The following is a 24,953-nucleotide window of genomic DNA, read 5'->3' as shown; positions in this document are numbered from 1 at the left end:
GTCGGCCCCCTTCGGGTTTGTTCTCGGCCTAGCCCTCCGGCCCTCTCTGCGGTCAGCTTTCGCGGTTTTGCGGCGCGGTCTCTTCGTCGGGCCAACGCTCGTGCAGGATGAGATCGTCCAGAACGCGGCGTTCGGCCCAGCCGCGCGCCTGCAACTCGGGCTGCTCGTACAACTCGGCGACATGGCCGAGGCAGAGATAGGCCACCGGCACGACATGGTGAGGCAGGTTCAGGATGCGGCGCAGATCGGCATCGTGAAAGATGCTGACCCAGCCGACGCCGATCCCCTCGGCCCGCGCTGCCAGCCACAGATTCTGGACCGCGCAGACCGTCGAATAAAGATCGGTGTCGCGGTTGTGGGTGCGCCCGAGAACGACCTTGCCGCCGCGATCGCGGTCGCAGGTGATGCACAGATTGACTGGCGCATCGGTGATGCCTTGCAGTTTCAGCTCGGAATAAAGCTGCCGTTTCCGGCCGTCGAACATGTCTTCGGCTTCGTGATTGGCGGTCTCGAAAGCGGCGCGGATCTGCTGGCGGACGGCGGTGCTTTCGATGATGAGGAAGTTCCACGGCTGCATCAGCCCGACCGAGGGCGCGGCATGGGCGGCTTCGAGCAGGCGGCGCAGGACCTCGGGGGCGATGGGGTCGGGCAGAAACTGGCTGCGCACGTCGCGCCGCTCGTTGATGGCGCGGTAGATCGCCGCGCGCTCGGCCTGCGAAAAGGGCCGCGCGGGTTCGGGATGGTCCGACGGGCTATGTGCCGTTTGGTCGGAATTCGCCGTGTTGTGACCCGAAGGGGGGCGGTTTGGTTGCATGACGTCCCTCGTCTGACAGACCTGCGAGCGCGCCATCGTCCGCATGGCGCAGTCTATGCCGTCTGGCCGGTCTTCTGACTTGGTTTCATCCGGTCGCGGCGCCTTCCCGGCTTGCGCCAGTGACCATGCCGCCCGTCCACCTTACAGCGTTGGGCACGTTGCGGATGTTCGCCGCATTCCCGATTCTCCCGGCCGATCGCGCGGGCACCAGACCCGCGAAACATAGCCCGAACGGCGCCTTTGGGTAAATCCCTTGCGCGGCCTCAGGAGAGGGGGCGTTGCCAATCGCGCGAGGGCGGGTTGCGGATGGCCGCCTGATGGGCCGGCTGCCAAACTGGCGTCATGGCCTTGTCCTGAGCGTAGTAATCGCGAAACCAGCCGACATAACGCGCCGCACCCTCGCGGATATCGGTGCGGTTCACCGTGCCGGTCAGATGCCCGAGCAAGGTGGTGTCGGCCCATGTCGCCTCGACGTCGCCGGGCTGCATCGGCAGCATCTCGAACAGGGCCTCGCGCCCCGAGGCCGCCTCGAGCGCGCGCACAAAGCCCATCAGCGGGACGGGCTGGCCGTTGCCGATATTGACCACGCGCCAGGGCGCGCAGGGCGAGAGGCTGTCGAATTCCGCGGCAGGCCCGCGGCTGGCCGCATTCGGCGCAGGCGGGACCGCATCCATCAGCGCGCGGATCGAGGCAACCAGATCGTCGACGAAGGTGAAATCGCGCATCATGTGACCGTGGTTGAACAGCTTGATCGCGCGCCCCTCGAACAGCGCCGAGGTAAAGAGATGCGGCGCCATATCCGGCCGCCCCCAAGGGCCGTAAACCGTGAAGAAGCGGAACATCGTGATCGGCAGCGCAAAGAGGCCGGCGTAGGAATGCGCCATCATCTCGTTGGACTTCTTGGTCGCGGCATAGAAGGACAGGGGCAGATCGGTCTTGTCGGTCTCGCGGTAGGGCATTTGGGCATTGCCGCCATAGACCGAGCTGCTTGATGCCATCAGCATATGGCGCGGGGGATGGGCGCGGGCCGCTTCAAGCAGCTCGTAGCTGCCTTGCAGGTTCGAGGCGAGATAGGTCTCGGGATGGGTGATCGAATGGCGCACGCCGGCCTGAGCCGCGAGATGGACGACCACATCGGGCTTGTTGGCCGCGAAAAGGTCGCGCAGCAGGCCGGGGGTTTCGATCTTGGCGCGGATCGAGAGATAATTCGGGCTGGCCAGAAGCTGCGCCTCGCGCGCGGCCTTGAGGGCGGGGTCGTAATAGGCGTTGTGATCGTCGACCCCGACCACTTCGCAGCCCTCGCGCAGCAAAAGCCGTGCGAGCGTCGCGCCGATGAAACCTGCCGCTCCGGTGATCAGAACTCTCACAGCGCGGCCTCCACGGTTGTGGATTGCCCGAAGGCGGGGTTGTGGCCGCTGGAGGCGGTGCTGCGCGCCGGCGCGTCTAGCCCCGCGGACATCGGCAGATCGCGCACGACCGGCAAGCGGCGGCGGCGCATCAGCCATGCCACGCCCAAAAGATCGACCGCACCCACCCGCGCGCGCTGGAAATTGTTGTAGTTCGAGCGCCCCGAGGCCCGTTCGGCATGGGTGACGGGTACGGTCACGACCGTCCACCCCTCGCGTTTGATCATGGCGGGCATGAAGCGGTGGATATGGTCGAAGAAGGCGAGATTCAGATAGACCTCGCGCGGGAATGCCTTGAGCCCGCAGCCGCTGTCGCTGACCCCGTCGCCCAAAAGCCCGCCGCGAATGCGGTTCGCGAGCTTCGAGGCCCATCGTTTCGAACGTGTATCCTTGCGCCCGACCCGCTGGCCCTGCACAAGCCCGATACGGTCGCCCGCGGGGGCATCGAGCAGGGGGCGCAGCAGGTCCGGCAGGTTCTCGGGCGGGTTTTGTCCGTCGGCATCCAAGGTTGCGATGATGCGGCCTTTGGCGGCCAGAATGCCGCTGCGGATCGCCGCCGATTGCCCGCAGGAGCTTTGGTGGCAGACCACCCGTAGCTGCGGCATCCGCCGTCTGAGCCGCGCAAGAACATCACGGGTCTGGTCGGTCGATGCATCATCCACGACGATGATTTCGTGATCGGCATCGGCCATGACGCGCGAGATGTCGAGAAGCAGGGCCTCGATATTGCCGGCCTCGTTTTTGGCGGGCAGGACGATGGAGATGTCGAAAGTCATGGTGTGACCTCGTTGGGTTGGAAGAGGGTGTAGGTGTCGCTGCGGTAGGGAAGGCGCGCGACCGGATGCAGGCCCGCGATCTGTGCGCCCGAAAGGTCGAGCAGGACGCCGCCGGGGTGGCTCGCGGCCCAGTCGGCGACGGCCTCGGGCGTGGTCGGACGGGCGACGGGATGGTCGAGCCGCGCGGCGAAGTTGAGCTGGGCGTGATAGGTGCCGTCGGTGATGGCGATGCCTGCATCACGGTAGGGCGCAAGCGCTGCGCCGAGCGGGGTCAGGTCGTAGCGCGCAAAGAGCAACGGGCTGGCCGCGAGATGCAGCGCGATCACGAAAGAAAGCGCCAATGCCCCCAGCCCGATCAGCCCAGAGCGCAGGCGCAAAAAGCCCCAGATGCCCGCTCCGAGGCACAAGAGCCCCAAGGCGGCCGCCCAGAGCGGCTGGCGGAAATCGAGCGCCTCGAGCGCAGGCACCAGACGCAGGCCCGCCGCCACCAGCCCGAGGGCAAGGCCCGCAAGCGGCAGTGCCAGCCACAGATCGCGGCTTGTCCATTGTCTTTGGGCGGGGCCGCGCGCGAGCAGCAGGGCCAGAGCGGGTATTTCGGGCAGCAGGTAATGGGTTTGTTTGCCGCTGATTGCCGAAAAGGCGATGAGCGCGCCGAGAAACCAGATGGTCAGGAAACGGGTCTCGGGTCGGGCGGCAAGGGCGCGCGGCGCCAGTGCGCCCAGCCCCGAGCGGGTCCAGCCGAAGGGCCAGATCAGCATCGGCAGCAAGGCCAGATAGAACCAGACCGGCCGTTGATGCGCAAAGCTCGACGCCATGCGCCCCGCACTTTGCCGCCAGAGGACCTCGATCTGGTAGGGCTCGCCGCCGATGACCAGCGCCGGAAGAAGCCACAGCGCGACCAGCACGATCGCCACGCCAAGGGCGAGCGCCAGCCCGCGAAACCATTTGCTCACAGGCGCTCTCGGCGCGGGGGCCCAAAGCGGCATGGTCAGCGCGACAGGCAGCACATGGAGAAAGATCACCGGCCCCTTGCCGTAGACGCCCAAAGCGATCGCCGCCCCCAGAAGCAGCCAGCTCCGGCGGCCCGACGCCGTGCCGCCCGCGAGGTCGGGCTCTTGCGCCGCTTGCCATAGCGCCAGCATCGCAAGCAGGGTCGAGACCGCCAGAATGGTGTCGAACATCGTGGTCGAGCCGAAGAACAAAAACACCGGCGAGCAGGCGAGGATCAGTGCCGCAATGCCCGCGCGCTCCGGCTCGCCCGGCCAGAGCCTGCGCGCCAGCAGCCCTGTCAGGGCGACGCCGCCGACGGCGAAAGCGGGCGCGACAAGGCGTGCGGCCAGACCGCTCGGGCCGGTGAAAAGCCAGACCAGATTGATCAGCCAGAACAGCAGGGGCGGTTTGTGCCCGTAAAGCTCGCCGTTGAGATGGGGCACGAAAAGCGAGCCGCCCTGATGCATCTCCCATGCGGCGGCGACATAGCGGGTCTCGTCGATGGGCATCAGCGGGCGCAGCAGCACCAGAACCAGCAGGCCGAGCGCGAACAGCAGCGTGGCGGAAAGAACGGACAGCCTCATGCGGCGCTTCCGTCGCCTGCCGCAAGCGCAGTGGTGCGGCCGGTTTGGCGGATCAGCATCAGATTGCGGATATAGACGAGCAGCCCGCTTGCTTGCCCGATGATGAAGACCGGATCGCGCCGCCAGACCGCATAGGCCAGAAGCGTCGCGCCACCCGCCAGCGACAGCCACCAGAAGGCGGTCGGCACAATGCTTTGGCGCACCCGTTCGCTGGCCAGCCATTGCACCAGAAAGCGGGCGCTGAACAGGGTCTGGCCCAAAAGGCCGATGCTGAGCCAGAAGGTCTGGTCGGACATGGGTGAACTTCCCTCGATCGGTGTCGTTGCCCCCCTCTTGATCACCCGATTCTTTCGCTAACCTTACAAAGGCCTTGTCCGCGTCACGCCGATGCCTCCGGCGCGTCCGCTACGGCGAAGGCCAGCCGGTAACGCCACAGTTGTCTCCGCCGGCCGGTGCGTGCATGAAGGAGGCGGACCAAACGGAGCCGAGCCATGCGCGTTCTGGTGATCGAGGACGAGGCCGATATTGCGGATGCGGTGCAGCGTTTCCTGCAGGCGCAGGGTCATGCGGTCGATCTCGCGCCGACTTTGGCCGATGCCGATGCCATCCTTGCCGTTGCCGAATTCGATGCGGTTCTGCTCGATCTCGCTTTGCCCGACGGGCTGGGGCTCGAGCTTTTGCGGCGCGAGCGGCGGCGCGGCAATCGCGTACCGGTGATCATCGCCACGGCGCGCGACCAGATCGCCGACCGTATCGCGGGGCTGGATGCGGGGGCCGATGACTACGTCGTCAAACCCTTTGATCTGGGCGAGCTCGAGGCCCGTCTGCGCGCTCACGGCCGCCGCGCGGGCGGCGATCCTTCGGCCGAGACCACTTTGGGCGAGTTGCGCATCGACCGCGCCGGCGCGCGGCTGTTTCGCGAGGATGCGGAGATCCGGCTGACCTCGCGCGAATGGGCGGTTTTCGATGCGCTTCTGGCGGCGCGGGGGCGGGTTTTGTCGCGACGCGTTCTCGAGGAACGGCTCTATGCTTTCGAGGATGAAATCGCGGGGAATGCGGTCGAGGTCTATATCTCGCGCCTGCGCGGAAAGCTGGGCGCGGATGTCATCCAGACCCGCCGCGGCTTGGGCTATCTCGTCGAATGAGCAGCACCTGGTCCCTGCGCAAACGTCTGCTGCGGCGCGTGCTTTTGGGGATCGCCCTGAGCTGGGCGATCGGGCTGGGGCTCGCGATCGGCGCGCTCAACCATGAAATGGGCGAGCTGGTCGATGAAAGCCTCAAGGGCTCGGCTCAGTTCGTTTTGTCGGCCTATCGCGAGAGCGGCGGGCTGAACCTGCCCGCGGAACTGGGCGATGTCCGCATCCGCATCATTGCGGACGGGCAGGAGGTTCTGCCCGCCGTCTGGCCCGTGCAAAGCACGAACGGCGGCCATGATCTGGCCGGATGGCGGGTGTATCGCCTTTCCGATCCGGACGGCTCGCTTAGCGTCGAGGTCGGTCAAAGCGATAAGTGGCGGCGCGAAGAGCTGGCCGAAAGCGTGGCATGGCTGGTCGCGATCATGCTGCCGGTGCTGCTGGTCGCGCTGTGGTCGGTAAGCCGCGTGGTCACCGCAACCCTGCGGCCTGCAAACCGCTTTGCGCAGGATCTGCAAAAGCGCAAGGCCAGCGATCTCAGCCCAAGCGGGCAGATGGATCTGCCGCAGGAACTTGCCCCTATCCGGGATGCGATGAATTTCTATCTCGAGCGCATCCGCGCCCATATCGAGGCCGAGGGCCAATTCGCCGTGCAGGCCGCCCACGAGCTGCGCACGCCGGTCGCGGCGGCCTCGGCGCAGGCGCAGGCGTTGATGGCGGGGGTGGCCGATCCCGCCGCGCCGCAACGGATTGCCGATTCCCTGCTGCGTCTGGGCGCGCTGGTCGACCGGCTCCTGCATCTGTCGCGCGCCGATGCGGCGGGGGCGGCGGGCGCGCAAAGCGATCTGGTGCAGGTCACGCGCATGGTGATCGCCGAGATGCGTGGCGATATCGTCTTTGACGACGGCGATGTCGAAAGCGCCTTTGTCGCGATCCATCCCGAGGCTTTGGCCCTGATCCTTGAAAACCTGCTCCGCAACGCGCGCGATCACGGCACCGGACGGGTGCGGGTCCTCCTCGAGGCGGGTCCCGTCCTGAGCATCCTCAACCCCGTCGCCGAGGGCGCCGCGTTCCGCCACGGCACATTCGAAAAATCGGCCCGCAGCGCAGGGACGGGACTGGGCCTCGGCATCGTGCAGAAAATCACGGGCAAAGAGGGAATCGGCCTGAGCTTCTCGATGGAAAACGGTTTGGCCAAGGTGGTGATGACCTTCACGGCCTGAGCGGCGATCTGCGCGCAAACGGCCGTATGCGGGGCAGGCGGTCCGCACAATCCGCCATCTTCAGGCAGGCGAAAATCCAGGTCCGAAGCAGGGCGAAAGCGCCTGTCGGTCTCGTCTTGCGTCAGTGTATTTGATTGTTTTTGCTGATTTTTCAGCGTTTGCTTGCAATCTGCCAAGCGGATAAAGATGGTGAGCCCAACAGGATTCGAACCTGTGACCCACTGATTAAAAGTCAGTTGCTCTACCAACTGAGCTATGGGCCCACATCTTGTGGCGGTGATTAGGTTTAGCGGCGGGCAGGGTCAAGCGCAAAACGACACTCTGGCGGAATCTTTTTCGCGGGATTATATCGCGGACATGGAAAACACGGAAAAAACGCGCCTCCCCTTCATGAAAATGCACGGGCTTGGCAATGATTTTGTGGTCATCGACCTGCGCGACGGGGGCGAGATGCCGTCGGCCGAGGTGGTGACGCGCATTGCCGACCGTCATCGCGGTGTCGGATTCGACCAGTTGGCGGTGATCCGCAAGGACGGCAATGCCGATGCGCGGCTGACCTTTTTCAACGCAGACGGCTCGCTTTCGGCGGCTTGCGGCAATGCCACGCGCTGCATCGCGCGCTATCTGATGGACGAGTCGGGCGCGACCGAGTTGCGGCTGGAAACCGATCATGCCGTGCTTTTGGCCGAGGATGCGGGGGGCGGGCTCACGCGGGTCAATATGGGACATCCGGTGCTCGATTGGCGCGCGATCCCGATTGCCGAGGATCTCGACACGCTGCACCTGCCGGTCGAGGGCGATCCGGTCGCGACCGGCATGGGCAATCCGCATATCACTTTCTTCGTGGACGACGCCGATGCCGTCGATCTCGAGAGCTTCGGTCCCCGTTTCGAACATCACCCGCTTTACCCGCAGCGCACCAATGTCGAGGTCGTGCAGGTTCTCTCGGACAGCGAGATCAAGCTGCGGATCTGGGAACGCGGGACGGGGCCGACCTTGGCTTCGGGCTCGTGCTCTTGTGCGGCGGCGGTGGCTGCGGCGCGGCGCGGTCTGACCGGACGGCGCGTCAAGGTGAACGTCCCCGAGGGCGGCTTTTTGGAAATCGACTGGCGCGAGGACGGGGTCTGGATGACCGGCCCGACCGCCCATGTCTTTGACGGAGTGTGGCGCGGATGAGCGCAAATCCCCCCATATTCGCGACGCTTGGCTGCCGGCTGAACGCCTATGAGACCGAAGCCATGCGCGAAATGGCGGAAGCGGCCGGCCTGCAAGGGGCGGTCGTGGTGAACACCTGCGCCGTTACGGCCGAGGCCGTGCGGAAAGCGCGGCAGGAAATCCGGCGTCTGGCACGGGAAAACCCCGGCGCTCCGGTGATCGTCACGGGTTGCGCGGCCCAAACCGAGCCCGAGACCTTCGCGGCCATGCCCGAAGTGACGAAAGTCATCGGCAATCACGAGAAAATGCAGCCCGCCATGTGGGAGCAGCTTCGCGCCCCGAACATGGCCCCCGACCTGATCGGCGAGACCGAGAAAATCCGCGTCGACGACATCATGTCGGTCAAGGAAACCGCCGGCCATCTGATCGACGGTTTTGGCCGTCACCGTGCCTATGTGCAGGTCCAGAACGGCTGTGACCACCGCTGCACCTTCTGCATCATCCCCTTTGGTCGCGGCAATTCGCGCTCGGTTCCGGCGGGCGTCGTGGTCGAGCAGATCAAGCGCCTGCGCGATCGCGGCTTCAACGAGGTCGTGCTGACCGGCGTCGATCTGACCTCCTGGGGGGCCGATCTGCCGGGCACGCCGCGTCTGGGCGATCTGGTCATGCGCATCCTGCGCCTGATCCCCGACCTGCCGCGCCTGCGCATCAGCTCGATCGATTCGATTGAGGCCGACGACAACCTGATGCTGGCGATTGCGACCGAGCCGCGCCTGATGCCGCATTTGCATCTGAGCTTGCAGGCGGGCGACGACATGATCCTCAAGCGGATGAAGCGCCGCCATCTGCGCGATGATGCGATCCGCTTTTGCGAAGATGCGCGCAAGCTGCGCCCCGATCTGGTTTTCGGTGCCGATATCATTGCCGGTTTCCCGACCGAGACCGAAGAGATGTTCGAAAACAGCCTCAAGCTGGTCGATGATTGCGGCCTGACCTTCCTGCATGTCTTCCCCTATTCCGCGCGCAAGGGCACGCCCGCCGCACGGATGCCCAAAGTGCAGGGCGCGGCGATCAAGGACCGCGCCGCGCGTCTGCGCGCCAAGGGCGATGCCGCGCTTCTGGCGCATCTGCAAAGCCAGACCGGCCGGACCCGCCTGATCCTGACCGAAGGCCCGCGCCTTGGCCGGACCGAGCAATTCACCGAGGTCTCCTTTGATCGCGACATGCCCGAGGGCACGCTGATGGAAGTCACCATCACAGGCCATGACGGGCACCGCCTGACCGCCTGACCGGCCCGTTGAGGGGCATTACCCTCAGCCCATCTGCGCGCTTGCCCAAAGGCGATCCGCCGGCCTAGCCTTTCGCGGCATATGGGCGGGCGGCTTGCCCTGCTTTGGGGCAAGGAGGGATGGGTGATGGGTGCATTCGTTGCGACGGGCTTTGGTCAAGGGGGCGGGCGATGACGCTGCTTTACACCCATGCTTCCGCCTTCGACCATGTCACCCCTGCGGGCCATCCCGAACAGATCGCGCGGATGAAAGCGGTGCTTGATGCGCTCGACGGCGTGCCGGTCACGCGGCTGACCGCGCCCGCCGCGACCGACGGCGATCTGTTGCGCTGTCATCCGCAAGCCTATCTCGACCGCATCCGTGCCGCGCTCCCCGATGAAGGCATCACCATGCTCGACGGCGATACCTATAGCTCGCATGGCGGTTTCGCGGCGGCCTCGCATGCGGTCGGCGGGGTCTGTGCGGCGGTCGATGCGGTGCTGGCGGGGCGGGCGCCCAATGCTTTCGTCGCCATGCGGCCCCCCGGCCATCATGCCGAACGCGAGACGCCGATGGGTTTTTGCATCCTCGGCTCTGTCGCGATTGCCGCGAAACGCGCGCTTGACCATCACGGGCTCGACCGTGTGGCGGTGCTCGATTTCGATGTCCATCACGGCAACGGCACGCAGGATCTCTTGTGGGACGACAAACGTGCCTTTTTCGCCTCGACCCAGCAGATGCCGCTGTTTCCGGGAACGGGGAAGGCGTCGGAAACGGGGGCGTTCGGGCAGGTGACGAACCTGCCGCTTGCGCCGCAAACCGGCGGGGTGGAGGCACGCGCGGCATGGCAAGCGATCTGCGCGCGTCTGGAAAACTGGCGTCCGCAACTGGTGATCGTATCGGCCGGTTTCGATTCCCATCGCGCCGACCCTCTGGCCAGTCTGGCTTGGGACGAAAGCGATTTTACCGCGATCACGCGGATGATTTGCGACACGGCGGCGGCCTGTTCGGCTCCGGTGGTATCCGCGCTCGAAGGCGGCTATGATCTGGACGCGCTGGGGCGCTCGGTACGCGCCCATGTCGATGTCCTGACCGAGGTAGCCTGATGACCGAAATCGAAACCATGTCCTTCGAAGAAGCGATGAAAGAGCTGGAGGCGACCGTGGGCAAGCTGGAACACGGCGATGCCACGCTCGAGGATTCGATCAAGCTTTACGAACGCGGCGCGAAGCTGCGGGCGCATTGCGAAAAGCGTCTGCGCGAGGCCGAGGAGCGGGTCGAAAAGATCACCCTCGCGGCCAACGGCCAGCCCGACGGTACGGTTCCGGTCGAGGGTCTCTGAATGCAACAGCGGATCGATGCGGTGAAGGCGCAGGTCGCGACTGCGCTGGACGGGGCTATCGCTGCCCATCCCGCCGGAGAGCTGCGCGACGCCATGCATTACGCCTGCAACGGCGGCAAGCGGCTGCGCGCCTATCTGGTGATGGAAAGCGCGCGGCTGCATGGCGTCGACGAAAGCGCCGCCCTGCCGGTCGCCTGCGCGGTCGAGGCGCTCCATGCCTATAGCCTCGTTCATGACGATCTGCCCGCGATGGACGACGACGATCTGCGCCGCGGCCAGCCCACGACCCATATCCGCTTCAACGAGGCCACCGCGATTCTTGCCGGTGACGCGCTGCAGAGCATGGCCTTCGGGCTGCTCTCCGATGCGGCGATCGGCTCTCCAGAGGTGCGCGTTTCTTTGATCGCGGCCTTTGCCGATGCGGTCGGTGCGCGCGGCATGGTCTATGGGCAGATGCTTGATATTGCTGCGGAAAGTGCGGATGTTCCGCTGACTTTGGCCGAAATCACCCGGCTGCAGGAGGGCAAGACCGGCGCGCTGATCGAGTTTTCCGCCAAGGCGGGCGCGATCCTTGCCAGGGCCGATACCGCGCCGATGGCGGATTATGCGCGCAATCTGGGTCTTGCCTTCCAGATCGCAGACGACATTCTGGATGTGACCGGCGACGAGGCCGAAACCGGCAAGCGCGTCGGCAAGGATGATGCGGCGGGCAAGGCGACCTTCGTGTCGCTTTTGGGTCTCGATGGTGCGCGCGCCATGACCCGCGAGCTTGTCGCCGCCAGCGATGCGGCGCTGACACGCTATGGTGATCGCGCGGGAAACTTGCGGGACCTTGCGCGTTTCGTTATCGAACGACACGCCTGAGCGGCGCCTCGACGCGCCAGATTTGCCACCCGGATGGGGAAGCCAATGACTGACGAAAGCCATCAGGACCGGCCCAAGACGCCGCTTCTTGACCGGGTGAACCTGCCCTCGGACCTCAAAGGGCTCGGCGATGCGCAATTGCGCCAGCTCGCCGACGAGCTGCGCGCCGAGACCATCAGCGCCGTCTCGGTAACGGGCGGCCATCTGGGCGCGGGGCTTGGCGTGGTCGAACTGACGGTGGCGCTGCATGCCGTGTTCGACACGCCGCGCGACAAGGTGATCTGGGACGTCGGCCACCAGTGCTATCCCCACAAGATCCTGACCGGCCGCCGCGACCGCATCCGCACCCTGCGGATGGAGGACGGGCTGTCGGGCTTCACCAAACGGTCGGAAAGCCCGTTCGACCCCTTCGGCGCGGGCCATAGCTCGACCTCGATCAGCGCGGGCATGGGCTTTGCCATGGCGCGCGAGCTGGGCGGGGATGCCGGCGATGCGGTGGCGGTGATCGGCGACGGCGCGATGTCGGCCGGCATGGCCTTCGAGGCGCTCAACCATGCGGGCGGCGTCGGGAAACGGCTGTTCGTGGTCCTCAACGACAACGAGATGTCGATTGCCCCGCCGGTCGGTGCATTGTCGCGCCATCTCACCAAACTTTACGCCGACGGGCCTTTTCACGAGCTGAAATCGGTCGCCAAGGGCGCGGTGGGCTTGCTGCCCTCGCCGCTGCAGGAGGGTGCGCGCCGTGCCAAGGAAATGCTCAAGGGCATGGCTGTCGGCGGGACCTTGTTCGAGGCTTTGGGCTTTTCCTATATCGGGCCGGTCGACGGCCATGATCTCGACCAGCTTCTGCCGCTGCTGCGCACGCTCAAGGCGCGCGCGACGGGGCCGGTGCTGATCCATGTCGTGACGAAAAAGGGCAAGGGCTACGCGCCTGCCGAAACCGCCGCCGACCGTGGCCATGCGACCGCGCGTTTCAACGTGCTGACCGGCGCGCAGGCCAAGGCGAAATCCAATGCGCCCAGCTATACGGCGGTTTTCGCGAAGGCACTGGTCGACGAGGCGAGCCGAGACGACAAGATCGTGGCCGTGACCGCCGCCATGCCCGACGGCACCGGCCTGAACCTTTTCGCCGAGCGTTTCCCGCGCCGCACCTTTGATGTCGGCATTGCCGAACAGCATGCCGTGACCTTCGCGGCGGGCATGGCTGCGGGCGGGATGCGGCCCTTCTGCGCGCTTTATTCGACCTTCCTGCAGCGCGGCTACGACCAGATCGTCCATGATGTCGCGATCCAGCGCCTGCCGGTCCGCTTCGCCATCGACCGCGCCGGTCTGGTCGGTGCCGACGGGGCTACCCATGCGGGCGCCTTCGACATCGCCTTCATGGCGAACCTTCCCGGCATGGTCGTCATGGCCGCCGCCGACGAGGCCGATCTGGTCCATATGGTCGCAACCGCTGCCGCCCATGACGACGGCCCGATCGCTTTCCGCTATCCGCGCGGCGAGGGCACGGGCGTCGACCTGCCCGAGCGCGGCATCCCGCTGGAAATCGGCAAGGGCCGCATGATCGCGCAAGGCGCACGCGTCGCGATCCTGTCCTTCGGCACCCGCCTCTCCGAGGTGATGAAGGCCCGCGAGGCGCTGATCGCCCGCGGGATCGAGCCGACGGTTGCCGATGCGCGTTTCGCCAAGCCTTTGGACCGCGACCTGATCCTGCGCCTCGCCCGCGACCACGAGGCTTTGATCACCATCGAAGAAGGCGCATTGGGCGGTTTCGGCAGCCATGTCGCGAACCTTCTGCTGGAGGAGGGTGCCTTGGACGGCGGCCTCAAATTCCGCCAGATGGTCCTGCCCGACACGTTCATCGACCATGCCGATGCCAAGGCGATGTACCGCGACGCCGGCATGAACGCCGCCGATATCGAGACCAAGGTTCTCGAGGTTCTCGGCGTGGCGCGGATCGGGGAAAAGCGGGCGTGAGCGGGGCGGATTTGCCCAGCTATCAAGATATGATGCTGCCGATCCTGACGTTGACTGCGGAGGGGAACACGACGATTGCGGACTGTTTGCCCGGACTGCAGCGGTACTTCTCGTTGAGCGAGGAGCAGATGGATCGCTTAGTGCCAAGCGGATCGAAAACCTACATCGCCAATCGTGCTCACTGGGCTCGAAGCTATATGAAGCATGCCGGGTTGGTTGCGTCGTTTGCGCGTGGCCGTTACAGGGTAACGGAGTTGGGGCAGGCTCTACTCCACAGGAAACCGGAGCGGATCAACAAGCATTTGCTCGAGACCTATCCTCTCTATCAAGCATGGCGATCCTTGGAAGCGCGCGAGACCTCCGTCGAGATTGACGGGGGGAGGGCGATGGTCGAGGTCGAAACTCCCGAGGAGCGGATCGAAACCGCGTATATGCAGCTCGATGGCGAGTTGGCCGATGATCTCCTCGAACTTATCCTTTCGCTCACCCCTGCTCGTTTCGAACAGCTCATCGTCGAGCTGCTGCTGGCGATGGGCTATGGCGACGGCCGCTCTGAGATGGGGCAGGCGATCGGCAAGTCGGGTGATGGCGGCATTGATGGGGTCGTGAACGAGGATAAGCTCGGGTTGGATGCGGTTTACATTCAGGCCAAGCGTTATGCCTTGGACAACACGGTTGGCCGTCCCGCGCTTCAGGCGTTTATCGGCTCCATGACTGGAGAAAGCGCCACTAAGGGCGTTTTCGTAACGACCTCGACCTTTTCGAAGGAGGCGCGCGAATACATCCGCCGCGTCCAACAGCGCGTTGTCCTGATCGACGGGAAGCGTCTTGCACGGCTGATGATTGATCACGGGGTCGGGGTAAAGGCCGACAAGACCTATGTGCTGCGTTCGATCGACGCGAACTTCTTCGACGTGGTTTAACTCCATGACCTTCACCCATCCCGAAGCCCATCCCCATGACCCCCATTACGTCAGCCGCTCGGGGTGGCTTCGGGCTGCGGTTTTGGGGGCGAATGACGGGATCGTTTCGGTCGGCTCTCTAATCGTCGGGGTGGCTTCGGTCGCGGCGGACCCCGAGGCGGTGCTGATGGCGGGGGTTGCGGGGCTGGTTGCCGGCGCGATGTCGATGGCGGCGGGGGAATATGTCTCGGTCAGTTCGCAGGCCGATATCGAACATGCCGACATCCGGCGCGAGCGACGTGCGCTCCATGCCGATCCCGAGATCGAACTGCAGGAGCTGACCGAAATCTATCTCGCGCGAGGGCTTGCCCCGGAAACCGCGCGGATCGTCGCGGTCGAACTGACCGAGCACGACGCTTTGGGCGCGCATCTGCGCGACGAGCTGGGCCTCTCGGAGATCCATTCGGTCAATCCCGTGGCGGCGGCGCTGGCCTCGGGCGTGACCTTTTCGGTCGCGGGGGCCGTGCCGTTGCTGGGCGCGGTGTTCGCGCCCGCCCAGCATGTCATTCCGGTCGTGCTGGTCATGACGCTTCTGGCTTTGGCGGCGCTTGGCGCGACCGGCGCGAAGGCCGGCGGTGCGCCGGTACGGCGCGCGCTGGTTCGTGTTCTCTTTTGGGGCGTGGCGGCCATGGCCATCACCGCTTTCATCAGCCGGATTTTCGGCGTTTCTGTCTGACAGGATTGGAGTTTCCATGTTGCGTTCCCTGCTCGTCGCTTCGGCGCTTATGATCGCCGCTCCGGCTTTTGCCACGCCCGAGGCGCTGCTGCCCGGCCTTGCCGATGTCGTGGATGTCGCGGCCAACGACACGCTGAACGTGCGCGCCGAGCCCAATGCCTCGGCCGCGGTCCGCGGCACTTTGGCCCCCGATGCCAAGGGGATCGAGATCATCGGTTTCGACAAGACCGGCGCTTGGGCAGAGATCAGCCGTGGCGAGACGACCGGCTGGGCCTCGGGGAAATTCCTGCGTTTGCGCAGCGATACCTGGAAAGCGGGCGAGCTGCCGGCGACGGTTTCGTGCTATGGCACCGAGCCGTTCTGGAACCTCAAGCGCACCCCCGAGGGGATGGAGTTTTCGACCCCCGACGGCGCGCCGCGCAAGCTGGAGCTGCGCCGCGTCATGGATCGCGGCCTGTCCGAGGATGCGACCCGCGCGCTGATCGCGGGCGACGGGGCGGGCCGCGTGACGGCGGTGATCCAGCCCGAGATCTGCTCGGACGGGATGTCGGACCGCAGCTTCGGCCTTTCGACGATCGTCATTCTGGACGGCGCGAACAGCCCGTCGCGGATGCTGTCGGGCTGCTGCTCGGTCGCGCAGCGATAAGGCCGGTTCGGGAGGCTGCTAAAGGCGTCCCTCGGCGCGGGCCAAGGCTTCCAGGCCCGCGCGATAGTCGCGATAGCGCAGGTTCACGCCCAGCTCCCCGTGCAGCCGCGCATTCGAGACACGCTTGCTTTCGGCATAGAAGGACCGCGCCATCGGCGTCATCTCGGCAGTGGCGAAATCCTCGGCCGGAGGCAGCTCCAGACCGAGAAGTCCGGCGGCATAGCCGATGACATCCTCGGGGGGCGCGGGCTCGTCGTCGCACAGATTATAGACCGCATGGGCGCGCGGGGCCTTGATCGATGCCAGCAACACCTGTGCGATATCCTCGACATGGATGCGCGAAAAGATCTGGTCCGGCTTGATGATGCGGCGGGCTGTCCCGTTGGCGAGCTTCGCGAACGGGCCGCGATCGGGTCCGTAGATCCCCGCCAGACGGAAGATGTGGAGCGGCAGGTCATGGGCGCGGGCCAAAGCCTGCCAATCGGCCTCTGCCTTGACGCGTTCGCGCCCGCGCTTGGTGCTGGGTACGAGCGTGCTGTCCTCGTCGACCCATCCGCCGCCGCGATCGCCGTAAACGCCGGTGGTCGAGAGATAGCCGATCCAGCGCGCTTTGGATGCCGCGATCCGATCGGCGAAAGCCGCAAGAACCGGATCGCCTTCGGCATCGGGCGCGGCCGAGATCAGGATCGCATCGGCCTGCGCGATGGCTGAGGCGAGGGCGTCATCCTCGCCCGGCCACAACAGCGCAATCGCGCCCGCCGCCGCGACCCGCCCGCGATCCGAACGGGTGGTCCCGATGACCTGCCAGCCCTCGGCCAGCAGGAGCGGGGTCAGATAACCCGCCGAATAGCCGTGGCCAAAGACCAGCATCCGGCCTTTGGGCGCGGCGGCCGGGGCCGCGCTCATGCCAGATCCTTCACGATTTCCGCGGCCATTTCAAACGAGCGGATGCGGGCCTCGGGGTCGTGGATGTTGCCGACAAGGATCAGCTCGTCGGGCTCGTAGATCTGGACGAGCTCGGCGAGTTTCTCGCGCACGCTGTCGCGCGAACCGATGGCGCTGACCGAGAGCGCCTGATCGACATTGCGCATGATCTGGGGCGGGATTTCGGTCGAAGCATCGGCGACCGGACGCGGCAGCAGGCCGGGATTGCCCAGACGGAGCCGCGCGAATTGCAGCTGTTGGCTGGTGCGCAGGTGATGGGCCTCGGCATCGGTCTCGGCAGCGATGACATTGACCGCAAGCATGAATTTCGGCTTGCTGCCGAATTCGGTCGGCTGGAAGCGCATGCGGTAGATGCGGATCGCCTCGTTCAGATCGCCCGGCGCGAAATGGCTTGCGAAGGAGTAGGGCAGACCAAGTGCCGCTGCGAGGCTCGCGCCGTAAAGCGAGGATCCGAGGATCCAGACGTCGATCTCGCTGCCTTGGCCGGGCCAGGCATTGACCGCGGCGCCGACGCGTTCGGGGCCGAAATAATGCAGCAGCTCGACCACATCATCGGGGAAGCTGTCGTTGCGGGCCATGCCGCGGCGGAGGGCCTGCATCACCGCGCCGTCACCGCCCGGCGCACGGCCCAGCCCGAGATCGATCCTCGGGCCGTGGATTGCGTAAAGCGTGCCGAATTGCTCGGCAATCGCCAAAGGCGCGTGGTTGGGCAGCATGATGCCGCCCGCGCCGACGCGGATCGATTTGGTCTGCGAGGCGACATGGCCGATCATCACCGAGGTCGCCGCCGAGGCGATGCCGCACATGTTGTGATGCTCGGCAAGCCAGTAGCGGTGGTATCCTGCGGCCTCGGCGGCCTGCGCCAGCCTGACGGCATTGCCCATCGCCTGACGGACATCGGAGCCCTCGCCGACGGGGGCGAGATCGAGAAGCGAAAATTTCATCTGTCACTTTCCTGTCTTTGACCAACAGATAAGGTGCGTGACCCCGGCTTGCCAGTTCCCCGAGCGGCTGGCACTGTCCGTGGAAAGCGAAGGAGCGAAAAATGCCCAATGATAGCCGTGTCCTGCCGATTGTGACACCCGAGCCCGCCAAGCGCGAGCTGTTCCATGATCCCGTTGCGGCCGTCGACCGTTTGACCGCGCTTTACGATCTCTCGACGAATTTCCTGCTCGACAATTTCATGGCCACGCTCAAGGGCGGCCGGCCGGTGGCGCGCTACCGCGCCTTCTACCCCGAGCTGCGCCTGACCACGACGCGCCACTCGGTCACGGATTCGCGCCTCGCTTTCGGCCATGTCGCGCTTCCGGGCAGCTATTCGACCTCGATCACGCGGCCCGACCTGTTTCGCGATTACCTGATCGAGCAGATCGGCCTTTTGATCAAGAACCACGGCGGCCCTGTCGCAGTCGAATTCAGCGACACGCCGATGCCGGTGCATTTCGCGGTGGCGATGAAGAGCGATCTGAATGTGCCGCAAGAAGGCGTGCTCGATTATTCGCTGCGCGATGTCTTCGACGTGCCGGACCTTGCCACGACCAATGACGATATCGTCAACGGCACGGCGACGACCTATCCCGACGGCAGCCATCCTCTGGCGCCCTTCACGGCGCAGCGCATCGACTATTCGCTGGCGCGGCTGTCGCATTACACCGCGACGCTGCCCGAGCATTTCCAGAATTTCGTGCTGTTCACGAACTACCAGTTCTATGTCGATGAATTCGAGGCCTTCGCGCGCAAGGCGCTGGCCGATCCGGATTCGGGCTATACCGCCTTTGTCGCGCCGGGCAACCAGGTGCTGGAACGTCCCGAGGATCTGATCGCGACCGGTGCCAAGACCCCGCAAATGCCGGCCTATCACCTCAAGCGGGCCGACCGCGGCGGGATCACCTTGGTCAATATCGGGGTGGGGCCGTCGAATGCCAAAACCGCGACCGACCATATCGCGGTGCTGCGTCCCCATTCCTGGCTGATGGTCGGCCATTGCGCGGGTCTGCGCAACAGCCAGCAACTCGGCGATTTCGTTCTCGCCCATGCCTATCTGCGCGAAGACCATGTTCTCGACGACGACCTGCCGGTCTGGGTCCCGATCCCGCCGCTGGCCGAAGTTCAGGTCGCGCTGCAGGAGGCCGTTGCCGAAGTCACCAAGCTCGAGGGCTACGAGCTCAAGCGCATCATGCGTACCGGCACCGTCGCCACGATCGACAACCGCAACTGGGAGTTGCGCGACAACTCCGGCCCCGTCCAACGGTTGTCGCAATCGCGTGCCGTCGCGCTGGATATGGAAAGCGCCACGATCGCCGCGAACGGCTTCCGCTTCCGCGTGCCTTACGGGACTTTGCTCTGTGTTTCGGACAAGCCGCTCCATGGCGAGCTGAAGCTTCCCGGCATGGCGACGGAGTTCTACCGCACCCAGGTTTCCAACCACTTGATGATCGGAATCAGGGCAATGGAGAAGCTGCGCGAGATGCCTTTAGACCGGATTCACTCGCGCAAGCTCCGTTCTTTCAACGAAACGGCATTCTTGTGAACATATCCGTGCGGGAAGCAGCGTAAAACCGCGCTTTTGCGCGCAATTCACTTGAAAAACCATTTAAAAACTTGTGTAGCGATAGGAGTGCCGCCAAGGTGGCGCCCGGAATTTCCCAACAGGGAACAACGAGGAGACAGAGAATGGCTCAGGCCACTACGAAACCGATGACGAAAACTCAGCTCGTCGCCACTCTGGCCGAGGAAATGGGTAGCGACAAGAAAACCGCGACCGCAGCTCTGGATGCGATTTCGGCCGTTGTTGCGCGCGTTGTCGCTGAAGGCGGTGCCGTGACCCTGCCGGGGATCGGTAAAGTTGCTTGCCGCGCACGCCCCGAGCGTCAGGTCCGCAACCCGCAGACCCAGGAAATGATGACGAAACCGGCAGATAAAGTCGTGAAAGTCACCATCGCGAAAGCGCTCAAAGACAGCGTCAACGCCTGATCGTTTCGTTTCGAGATGCGTGAGGGGCCGTGCAGCGATGCGCGGCCCTTTCGTTTTTGTCGCTTCCGCGCGGCGCTTCACGCCTTGACCTTTCCGCCCCGTGACGCGACCACATGTCGCACAAGAGACATTGGGGGAGTGACCGGATGGATATCCGCGCGATCGGTATGGGCGTGGCTTTCGCCTTTCTTTGGGCATCGGCCTTCACCACCACGCGGATGATCGTGACCGTCTCGCCGCCCTTGACGGCTTTGGTGATCCGCTTCGCCCTCTCCGCCGTAATCGCCATTCCGATCGCGCTGGCGCTTGGCCAGAGCTTCCGGCTGAGCCGCGCCGAATGGCGTACGGTGATCCTGTTCGGGATCTGCCAGAACGCGCTCTACCTCGGGTTGAACTGGATCGCGATGCAATGGGTCGAGGCTTCTGCCGCCGCGATCATCGCCTCGATGATGCCGCTGATCGTGGCCGTGATGGGCTGGGCCTTTCTCGGCGACCGGCTGAGGCCGATGGCCATTGTCGGGCTGGTCACGGGGATCGTAGGCGTCGCGATCATCATGGGCGTGCGGCTTCAGCACGGGCTCAACATTCCCGGTACGGTCCTGTGCCTGATCGCTGCCGTGGCGCTTGCCGCCGCGACGCTGAGCGCGCGCGGGGCGGGGGGAAGTTCGAACATGTTCATGATTGTCGGCCTGCAAATGGCGGTGGGGGCGGTCACGCTTCTGCCGGTCGCGCTGTTTCTCGAATGGGGCCAGCCGATCCATCTGAGCGGCAAGCTGGCCTTTGCCTTCATCTATACGGTGATCGCGCCGGGGATTCTCGCAACCTGGCTGTGGTTCATGCTGGTCCACCGCATCGGCGCGGTGCGTGCCGCGACCTATCACTTCCTGTCGCCCTTCTTTGGTGTGGCCATCGCCGCGATCATTCTGGGCGAGCGTTTCGGCGTGACCGATGTCGCAGGCGCGCTGATCGTCGCGGCAGGGATCCTGATGGTCCAGCGCAGCAAGCTGCCGGCCAGCGGAGCGTAAGGAGGGCCGAGGAGGGGCTTTGGCTGTCCCGCCCTGAGGCCATAGCGGGCAGAGGGCGGTTTGACGGCTGTGACGCGACCGTGCGGTGCGGCTCACGCGCTGGCGGCCAATGTCGCGGACTTTGCGCGTTCGCGGCGGGATCTTGCGGCAATCGTCTCGGCGAAACGGCGTTCGGCCAAAAGAAAAGGGCCGCCCCAAGGGCGGCCCGATTGTCGTCAACGCAGTCGCGATCAGAAGCGGAAGTTCAGACCGACTTTGACGTTGTTGTATTTCGCGGTTGCTTCGGTATCGAGACCGGTCGAGCTGGTCAGGGTCTCTTTGCCGAAGTTGGCATATTCGTACTGGCCGGTCAGCGAGACGCGGTCGGTCAGCTTTTTCTCGACGCCGAGACCGACGATATAGCCGGTACGGTTGAAGGTGTCTTCGATATCCGACGGGCCGTTGGCGCCGTCACCGGTGACCGAGTATTCGACTTTGCCGCGTGCAACACCGGCAACACCGTAAACCAGCATGTCGGGGCGAACCGAGTAACCGGTCACGAAGCGCAGAGCGACAACGTCTTTGATTTTCGAATGCGATTCGTAGCCGCCTTCGCTGACCGAATCTTCGATGTTGCCGGCTTCATAGCCGAGCTCGGGACCGAAGACCCATTTGTCTTTCTGCCAGCGGTAGCCGACGCGGACGCCTGCATTCGCGCCGCTCAGGTCGAGCTTGCCGTAGTTGTGCTGGTCGCCCGCAATGGTCGGGTTTTCCAGGCCGACGCGGTCTTCGCCGCTGAAGGCATAGCCCAGGGTCACACCGGCATAAGCACCAGCCCAATCACCGGCAGGGGTCACTTCGACGATCGGAGCAACCTCTGCTTCGACGATCGGTGCGATATAGCCACCTGCATTCGCAGCAAAGCCGCCAGCCAGCGCCAGCGGAGCCGAGAGAGCGAGCGTTTTGAGAATTTGGCCACGATTGGACATCGGTTGCCTCCGTTATTTCTGTTGAAGCATAAATAGGAGGGGTGCGGAAACGCATCAAGTTTTTCCGCACCCCGAACCGCTTTATACCGAACGGTCGCGGCATATGGGCAACATTACACCGCGAAACCATCACAATGCGGCGAGAAAGCGCCGCAGACAAAACGATTAAATATCGAGATTTTCGACACTTAGCGCGTTCTGCTGGATGAACTCGCGCCGCGGTTCAACGACATCGCCCATAAGTTTAGTAAAGATGTCGTCGGCATCGCTGAGGTCCTCGATCCGGACCTGAAGCAGGGTGCGCGCCTCGGGGTCGAGCGTGGTTTCCCACAGCTGTTCGGGGTTCATTTCGCCCAGACCCTTGTAGCGCTGGAGCGACAGACCCTTTTCCCCTTCGAGGAAAATCGCCTGCAACAGGCCGAGCGGGCCGTTGATCACCACATCGCGGTCCTTGCGGATGAGATGGGCGGTCTTGCCGTAAACCTCGAGCAGCTGCTCGGACATGGCACCAAGGCGGCGGCTTTCGCCGCTGCGCAGCATCGGCCCGTCGAGCAGGCGCGATTCCTCGACGCCGCGCAACATGCGGGTCAGCCGGATGCCGCCGTCCTGCGTCGGACGACCCTGCCAGCCGCGCTCGAATTCCTCGGCGATCATGTCGAGGCGAGCGGAGACGGCATCGGCCACGCCCTGCGCGTCGGCATCGACGCGACCCGGCAGAAGCGCTTGTGCGATGGCGGCCTGTTCGGTGATGCTGATCGGGTAGTTCGTCGGATAGGCGCGCAGGATGCGCCGCGCCAGACGGGCTTCGTCGACCACGCGGGCCAGATCGGCACCGCTGATTTCCTCGCCCGAGCCAAGGCGCAGGGTCGCGCCTTCGGTACCCTGCTGGATCAGGTAATCCTCGAGGGCGGCCTCGTCCTTGAGATAGACCTCGGAGCGGCCGCGCGCGACTTTGTACAGCGGCGGCTGGGCGATATAGAGATGTCCCGCCTCGATCAGCTGCGGCATTTGACGGAAGAAGAAGGTCAAAAGCAGCGTCCGGATATGGGCGCCGTCGACGTCCGCATCGGTCATGATGATGATCTTGTGGTAACGCAGCTTGTCGAGGTTGAACTCGTCGCGACCAATGCCGGTGCCAAGCGCGGTGATCAGCGTGCCGATCATTTCCGAGCTGAGCATCCGGTCGAAACGCGCGCGCTCGACGTTGAGGATTTTACCGCGAAGCGGCAGAACCGCTTGGTTCTTGCGCGAACGACCCTGTTTGGCCGAACCACCTGCGGAGTCACCCTCGACGATGAAGAGTTCGGAGAGCGCGGGGTCTTTTTCCTGACAATCGGCCAGTTTGCCCGGCAGCGAGGCGATATCCATCGCGGTCTTGCGGCGGGTCAGTTCGCGCGCTTTGCGGGCGGCTTCGCGGGCCAGAGCGGCCTCGATGATCTTGCCGACGATCTGCTTGGCCTGGCTCGGGTTTTCCTCGAACCATTCCGACAGCTTTTCGTTGACCAGCCCCTCGACCGCCGGACGCACCTCGGAGGAGACCAGCTTGTCCTTGGTCTGCGACGAGAACTTCGGGTCCGGCACCTTGACCGACAGCACGCAGGTCAGGCCTTCGCGGGCGTCGTCACCGGTAAATTCGACCTTTTCCTTCTTCGCGATCCCCGAGCTTTGCGCATAGGCGTTGATCACGCGCGTCAGCGCCCCTCGGAAACCCGCAAGGTGCGTGCCGCCGTCGCGCTGGGGGATGTTGTTGGTGAAGGGCAGGACGGTTTCGTGGTAGCTGTCGTTCCACCACAGGGCCACTTCGACGGTGATCCCGCCTTTTTCGCCGATGATGAAGATCGGATCGGCCATGACCGGCGTTTTCGAGCGGTCGATATAGCGCACGAATTCGCGCACGCCGCCGTCGTAATGCAGCTCGGTGCGCAGAGGCTCTGCGGGGCGTTCGTCCTCGAGGTAGATGCGCACGCCCGAGTTCAGGAAAGCGAGTTCGCGCAGGCGGTTTTCGAGGGTCTTGAAGACGTAGTCGCGGTTCGAGAAGGTCCCCTCGGCGCCGTCTTCCTTGCTGGAGGCAAGAAAGCGCACTTCGGTGCCGGTCTCGCCCTCGGGGGCGTCGCCGACCACGCGCAGGTGCTCGACCGTGTCGCCGTGTTCGAAGCGGACGTAATGCTCTTTGCCGTTGCGCCAGATGCGCAGCTCGAGCCAGTCGGAAAGCGCGTTCACGACCGAAACGCCGACGCCGTGCAGGCCGCCGGAAACCTTGTAGCTGTTCTGGTCGAATTTGCCGCCGGCATGGAGCTGGGTCATGATGACCTCGGCCGCCGAAACGCCTTCGCTGGCATGGATGTCGACCGGAATGCCGCGGCCGTTGTCGCGGACCGAAACACTGCCGTCGGCGTGGATTTTGACCTTCACATAATCCGCATGGCCGGCCAGAACCTCGTCGATGCCGTTATCAACGACCTCGTAGACCATGTGATGCAGGCCCGAGCCGTCATCGGTATCACCGATATACATGCCGGGCCGTTTGCGGACCGCCTCTAGGCCTTTGAGAACCTTGATGGAATCGGCGCCGTATTCGTTCGGCTGCTGCTCGTCTGCGCTCATGCGTATATCATCCTGTCTTGGACCCTCATCTTATAGGGGCTCGGGGCGGGAATGTCACGGGAAAGACCCAAGATATGGGGATTTAGCCCAGAAAATTCAATGTGTCGGCGGGGGGCGGGGGCGGTCGTGAAAGACGTCCTGCAAGGCGTCCCGAAAGAGGTTTCGAAGGGGGTGCCGAAAGCCGCGCCGAAACATGCGGAAGGTGGGGGCCAAACGCGGGCGGAGGGCGCCGCAAAGCGGCTAGGCCAGCCCCTCTTGGTCCAGAAGCGTGCGGCCCTCGCGGCTCTCGATCTCGATCACCCAGAGGTCGGGGTCATAGCCCGCCTGCTTTCGGATTGCCGCGTCGATTTCGGCCTCGGGACCGCTCTGCTGCAAAACCCAGGGGCGGCTGTCGCTGTCGAAATCCCATTCGCGCGACCAGAGTGCGGCCTGCCCGTCCAGGGTCGCACATTTGACCATGACAGCACCGGCGGTGGCGTCACCGCGCCGCGCGATATAGGCGGGGATATTGGCCAGCCCGAGGCGGGCGAGATAGGCCGAAACCCAGATCCCCGAGGCCAGACGCGCCTCGGTCAAGGCCGCGCCCGCTCGGTTCGGGGAAAGGGGGAGCGGCAGAGGTGCA

Annotated in this window: 24 protein-coding genes, 1 tRNA gene and 1 riboswitch; of the genes, 14 read left to right on the top strand and 11 right to left on the bottom strand. The window is 64.7% G+C overall.

What is annotated here, in order from left to right; genetic code table 11:
• Positions 1-52: 52 nt before the first annotated feature.
• The 5 genes from bluB to ACFFUC_RS01730 form a co-directional block, all read right to left on the bottom strand.
• Entirely contained in the window at positions 53-814 is a 762-nt protein-coding gene (bluB, locus tag ACFFUC_RS01750) for a 5,6-dimethylbenzimidazole synthase (RefSeq protein WP_377682933.1), read from the bottom strand.
• 47 nt (positions 815-861) lie between these two features.
• Positions 862-1,041, bottom strand: a riboswitch (cobalamin riboswitch).
• Between the two features lie 36 nt (positions 1,042-1,077).
• Positions 1,078-2,181, bottom strand: a complete 1,104-nt coding sequence (locus ACFFUC_RS01745) for an NAD-dependent epimerase/dehydratase family protein (RefSeq protein WP_377682932.1) — start codon at positions 2,179-2,181, stop codon at positions 1,078-1,080.
• Positions 2,178-2,996 carry a glycosyltransferase family 2 protein gene (locus ACFFUC_RS01740; protein WP_377682931.1) on the bottom strand — a complete coding sequence of 273 codons (819 nt, stop codon included), beginning with the start codon at positions 2,994-2,996 and terminating at the stop codon, positions 2,178-2,180. The genes ACFFUC_RS01745 and ACFFUC_RS01740 overlap by 4 nt, the downstream gene beginning before the upstream one ends.
• The gene (locus ACFFUC_RS01735) at positions 2,993-4,570 is read right to left on the bottom strand and encodes an ArnT family glycosyltransferase (protein WP_377682929.1); all 1,578 of its coding nucleotides are present in this window, start codon (positions 4,568-4,570) and stop codon (positions 2,993-2,995) included. The genes ACFFUC_RS01740 and ACFFUC_RS01735 overlap by 4 nt, the downstream gene beginning before the upstream one ends.
• Complete coding sequence (locus ACFFUC_RS01730) at positions 4,567-4,866, bottom strand: lipid-A-disaccharide synthase N-terminal domain-containing protein (protein ID WP_377682927.1); 300 nt, start codon at positions 4,864-4,866, stop codon at positions 4,567-4,569. The genes ACFFUC_RS01735 and ACFFUC_RS01730 overlap by 4 nt, the downstream gene beginning before the upstream one ends.
• 195 nt (positions 4,867-5,061) lie before the next feature.
• On the opposite strand from ACFFUC_RS01730, the gene ACFFUC_RS01725 reads away from it, so the two are divergent.
• Both ACFFUC_RS01725 and ACFFUC_RS01720 read left to right on the top strand, forming a co-directional pair.
• A complete protein-coding gene (locus tag ACFFUC_RS01725) occupies positions 5,062-5,715 on the top strand; it encodes a response regulator transcription factor (protein ID WP_377682925.1) in 654 nt (217 codons plus the stop codon).
• A complete protein-coding gene (locus ACFFUC_RS01720; protein WP_377682923.1) occupies positions 5,712-6,926 on the top strand; it encodes a histidine kinase dimerization/phospho-acceptor domain-containing protein in 1,215 nt (404 codons plus the stop codon). The genes ACFFUC_RS01725 and ACFFUC_RS01720 overlap by 4 nt, the downstream gene beginning before the upstream one ends.
• Positions 6,927-7,113: 187 nt before the next feature.
• Here ACFFUC_RS01720 and ACFFUC_RS01715 read toward each other — a convergent pair.
• Positions 7,114-7,189: transfer RNA gene (locus ACFFUC_RS01715), tRNA-Lys, on the bottom strand.
• Between the two features lie 94 nt (positions 7,190-7,283).
• On the opposite strand from ACFFUC_RS01715, the gene dapF reads away from it, so the two are divergent.
• The 9 genes from dapF (at position 7,284) to ACFFUC_RS01670 (ending at position 15,816) form a co-directional block, all read left to right on the top strand.
• The gene (dapF, locus tag ACFFUC_RS01710) at positions 7,284-8,102 is read left to right on the top strand and encodes a diaminopimelate epimerase (protein WP_377682921.1); all 819 of its coding nucleotides are present in this window, start codon (positions 7,284-7,286) and stop codon (positions 8,100-8,102) included.
• Complete coding sequence (gene mtaB / locus ACFFUC_RS01705) at positions 8,099-9,370, top strand: tRNA (N(6)-L-threonylcarbamoyladenosine(37)-C(2))-methylthiotransferase MtaB (RefSeq protein WP_377682920.1); 1,272 nt, start codon at positions 8,099-8,101, stop codon at positions 9,368-9,370. Before dapF ends, mtaB begins: the two co-directional genes overlap by 4 nt.
• 170 nt (positions 9,371-9,540) lie before the next feature.
• Positions 9,541-10,455, top strand: coding sequence for a histone deacetylase family protein (locus ACFFUC_RS01700; RefSeq protein WP_377682918.1), 915 nt, complete (start codon positions 9,541-9,543; stop codon positions 10,453-10,455).
• On the top strand, positions 10,455-10,691 hold the full coding sequence (locus ACFFUC_RS01695; RefSeq protein WP_377682917.1) for an exodeoxyribonuclease VII small subunit: 237 nt from the start codon (positions 10,455-10,457) through the stop codon (positions 10,689-10,691). The genes ACFFUC_RS01700 and ACFFUC_RS01695 overlap by 1 nt, the downstream gene beginning before the upstream one ends.
• Positions 10,692-11,555 (top strand): polyprenyl synthetase family protein, encoded by an 864-nt coding sequence (locus ACFFUC_RS01690; protein WP_377682915.1) that lies wholly within the window; start codon positions 10,692-10,694, stop codon positions 11,553-11,555.
• Between the two features lie 45 nt (positions 11,556-11,600).
• On the top strand, positions 11,601-13,532 hold the full coding sequence (gene dxs, locus ACFFUC_RS01685; RefSeq protein ID WP_377682914.1) for a 1-deoxy-D-xylulose-5-phosphate synthase: 1,932 nt from the start codon (positions 11,601-11,603) through the stop codon (positions 13,530-13,532).
• Positions 13,529-14,455 carry a restriction endonuclease gene (locus tag ACFFUC_RS01680; RefSeq protein ID WP_377682912.1) on the top strand — a complete coding sequence of 309 codons (927 nt, stop codon included), beginning with the start codon at positions 13,529-13,531 and terminating at the stop codon, positions 14,453-14,455. Before dxs ends, ACFFUC_RS01680 begins: the two co-directional genes overlap by 4 nt.
• A gap of 4 nt (positions 14,456-14,459) precedes the next feature.
• Entirely contained in the window at positions 14,460-15,170 is a 711-nt protein-coding gene (locus ACFFUC_RS01675) for a VIT1/CCC1 transporter family protein (RefSeq protein WP_377682911.1), read from the top strand.
• Positions 15,171-15,186: 16 nt separating this feature from the next.
• Positions 15,187-15,816, top strand: coding sequence for a COG3650 family protein (locus ACFFUC_RS01670; RefSeq protein ID WP_377682909.1), 630 nt, complete (start codon positions 15,187-15,189; stop codon positions 15,814-15,816).
• 18 nt (positions 15,817-15,834) lie between these two features.
• On the opposite strand, the gene ACFFUC_RS01665 is transcribed toward ACFFUC_RS01670, so the two are convergent.
• Both ACFFUC_RS01665 and ACFFUC_RS01660 read right to left on the bottom strand, forming a co-directional pair.
• Positions 15,835-16,722 (bottom strand): SDR family oxidoreductase, encoded by an 888-nt coding sequence (locus tag ACFFUC_RS01665; RefSeq protein WP_377682907.1) that lies wholly within the window; start codon positions 16,720-16,722, stop codon positions 15,835-15,837.
• Positions 16,719-17,705 (bottom strand): LLM class flavin-dependent oxidoreductase, encoded by a 987-nt coding sequence (locus ACFFUC_RS01660; RefSeq protein ID WP_377682905.1) that lies wholly within the window; start codon positions 17,703-17,705, stop codon positions 16,719-16,721. The genes ACFFUC_RS01665 and ACFFUC_RS01660 overlap by 4 nt, the downstream gene beginning before the upstream one ends.
• Positions 17,706-17,806: 101 nt before the next feature.
• Between ACFFUC_RS01660 and ACFFUC_RS01655 the strand changes: the two genes are divergently transcribed.
• The 3 genes from ACFFUC_RS01655 (at position 17,807) to ACFFUC_RS01645 (ending at position 20,759) form a co-directional block, all read left to right on the top strand.
• A complete protein-coding gene (locus tag ACFFUC_RS01655) occupies positions 17,807-19,291 on the top strand; it encodes an AMP nucleosidase (RefSeq protein WP_377682903.1) in 1,485 nt (494 codons plus the stop codon).
• 143 nt (positions 19,292-19,434) lie between these two features.
• Positions 19,435-19,734 carry an HU family DNA-binding protein gene (locus tag ACFFUC_RS01650; RefSeq protein ID WP_312530797.1) on the top strand — a complete coding sequence of 100 codons (300 nt, stop codon included), beginning with the start codon at positions 19,435-19,437 and terminating at the stop codon, positions 19,732-19,734.
• A gap of 146 nt (positions 19,735-19,880) precedes the next feature.
• Positions 19,881-20,759, top strand: a complete 879-nt coding sequence (locus ACFFUC_RS01645) for a DMT family transporter (protein ID WP_377682900.1) — start codon at positions 19,881-19,883, stop codon at positions 20,757-20,759.
• A gap of 230 nt (positions 20,760-20,989) precedes the next feature.
• Here the strand turns inward: ACFFUC_RS01645 and ACFFUC_RS01640 are convergent, their stop codons facing one another.
• The 3 genes from ACFFUC_RS01640 to ACFFUC_RS01630 form a co-directional block, all read right to left on the bottom strand.
• The gene (locus tag ACFFUC_RS01640; RefSeq protein ID WP_377682898.1) at positions 20,990-21,727 is read right to left on the bottom strand and encodes an outer membrane protein; all 738 of its coding nucleotides are present in this window, start codon (positions 21,725-21,727) and stop codon (positions 20,990-20,992) included.
• 165 nt (positions 21,728-21,892) lie between these two features.
• On the bottom strand, positions 21,893-24,331 hold the full coding sequence (gyrB, locus tag ACFFUC_RS01635) for a DNA topoisomerase (ATP-hydrolyzing) subunit B (protein ID WP_377682896.1): 2,439 nt from the start codon (positions 24,329-24,331) through the stop codon (positions 21,893-21,895).
• Positions 24,332-24,571: 240 nt separating this feature from the next.
• Positions 24,572-24,907, bottom strand: coding sequence for a DUF1491 family protein (locus ACFFUC_RS01630; RefSeq protein WP_377682894.1), 336 nt, complete (start codon positions 24,905-24,907; stop codon positions 24,572-24,574).
• Positions 24,908-24,953: the final 46 nt, after the last annotated feature.

Origin of the sequence: Paracoccus cavernae, from assembly GCF_042430175.1 — a bacterium.
Taxonomy (GTDB): domain Bacteria; phylum Pseudomonadota; class Alphaproteobacteria; order Rhodobacterales; family Rhodobacteraceae; genus Paracoccus; species Paracoccus cavernae.
The sequence above is the reverse complement of the archived record's forward strand: the minus strand, read 5'-3'. Positions and strand labels throughout refer to the sequence as shown.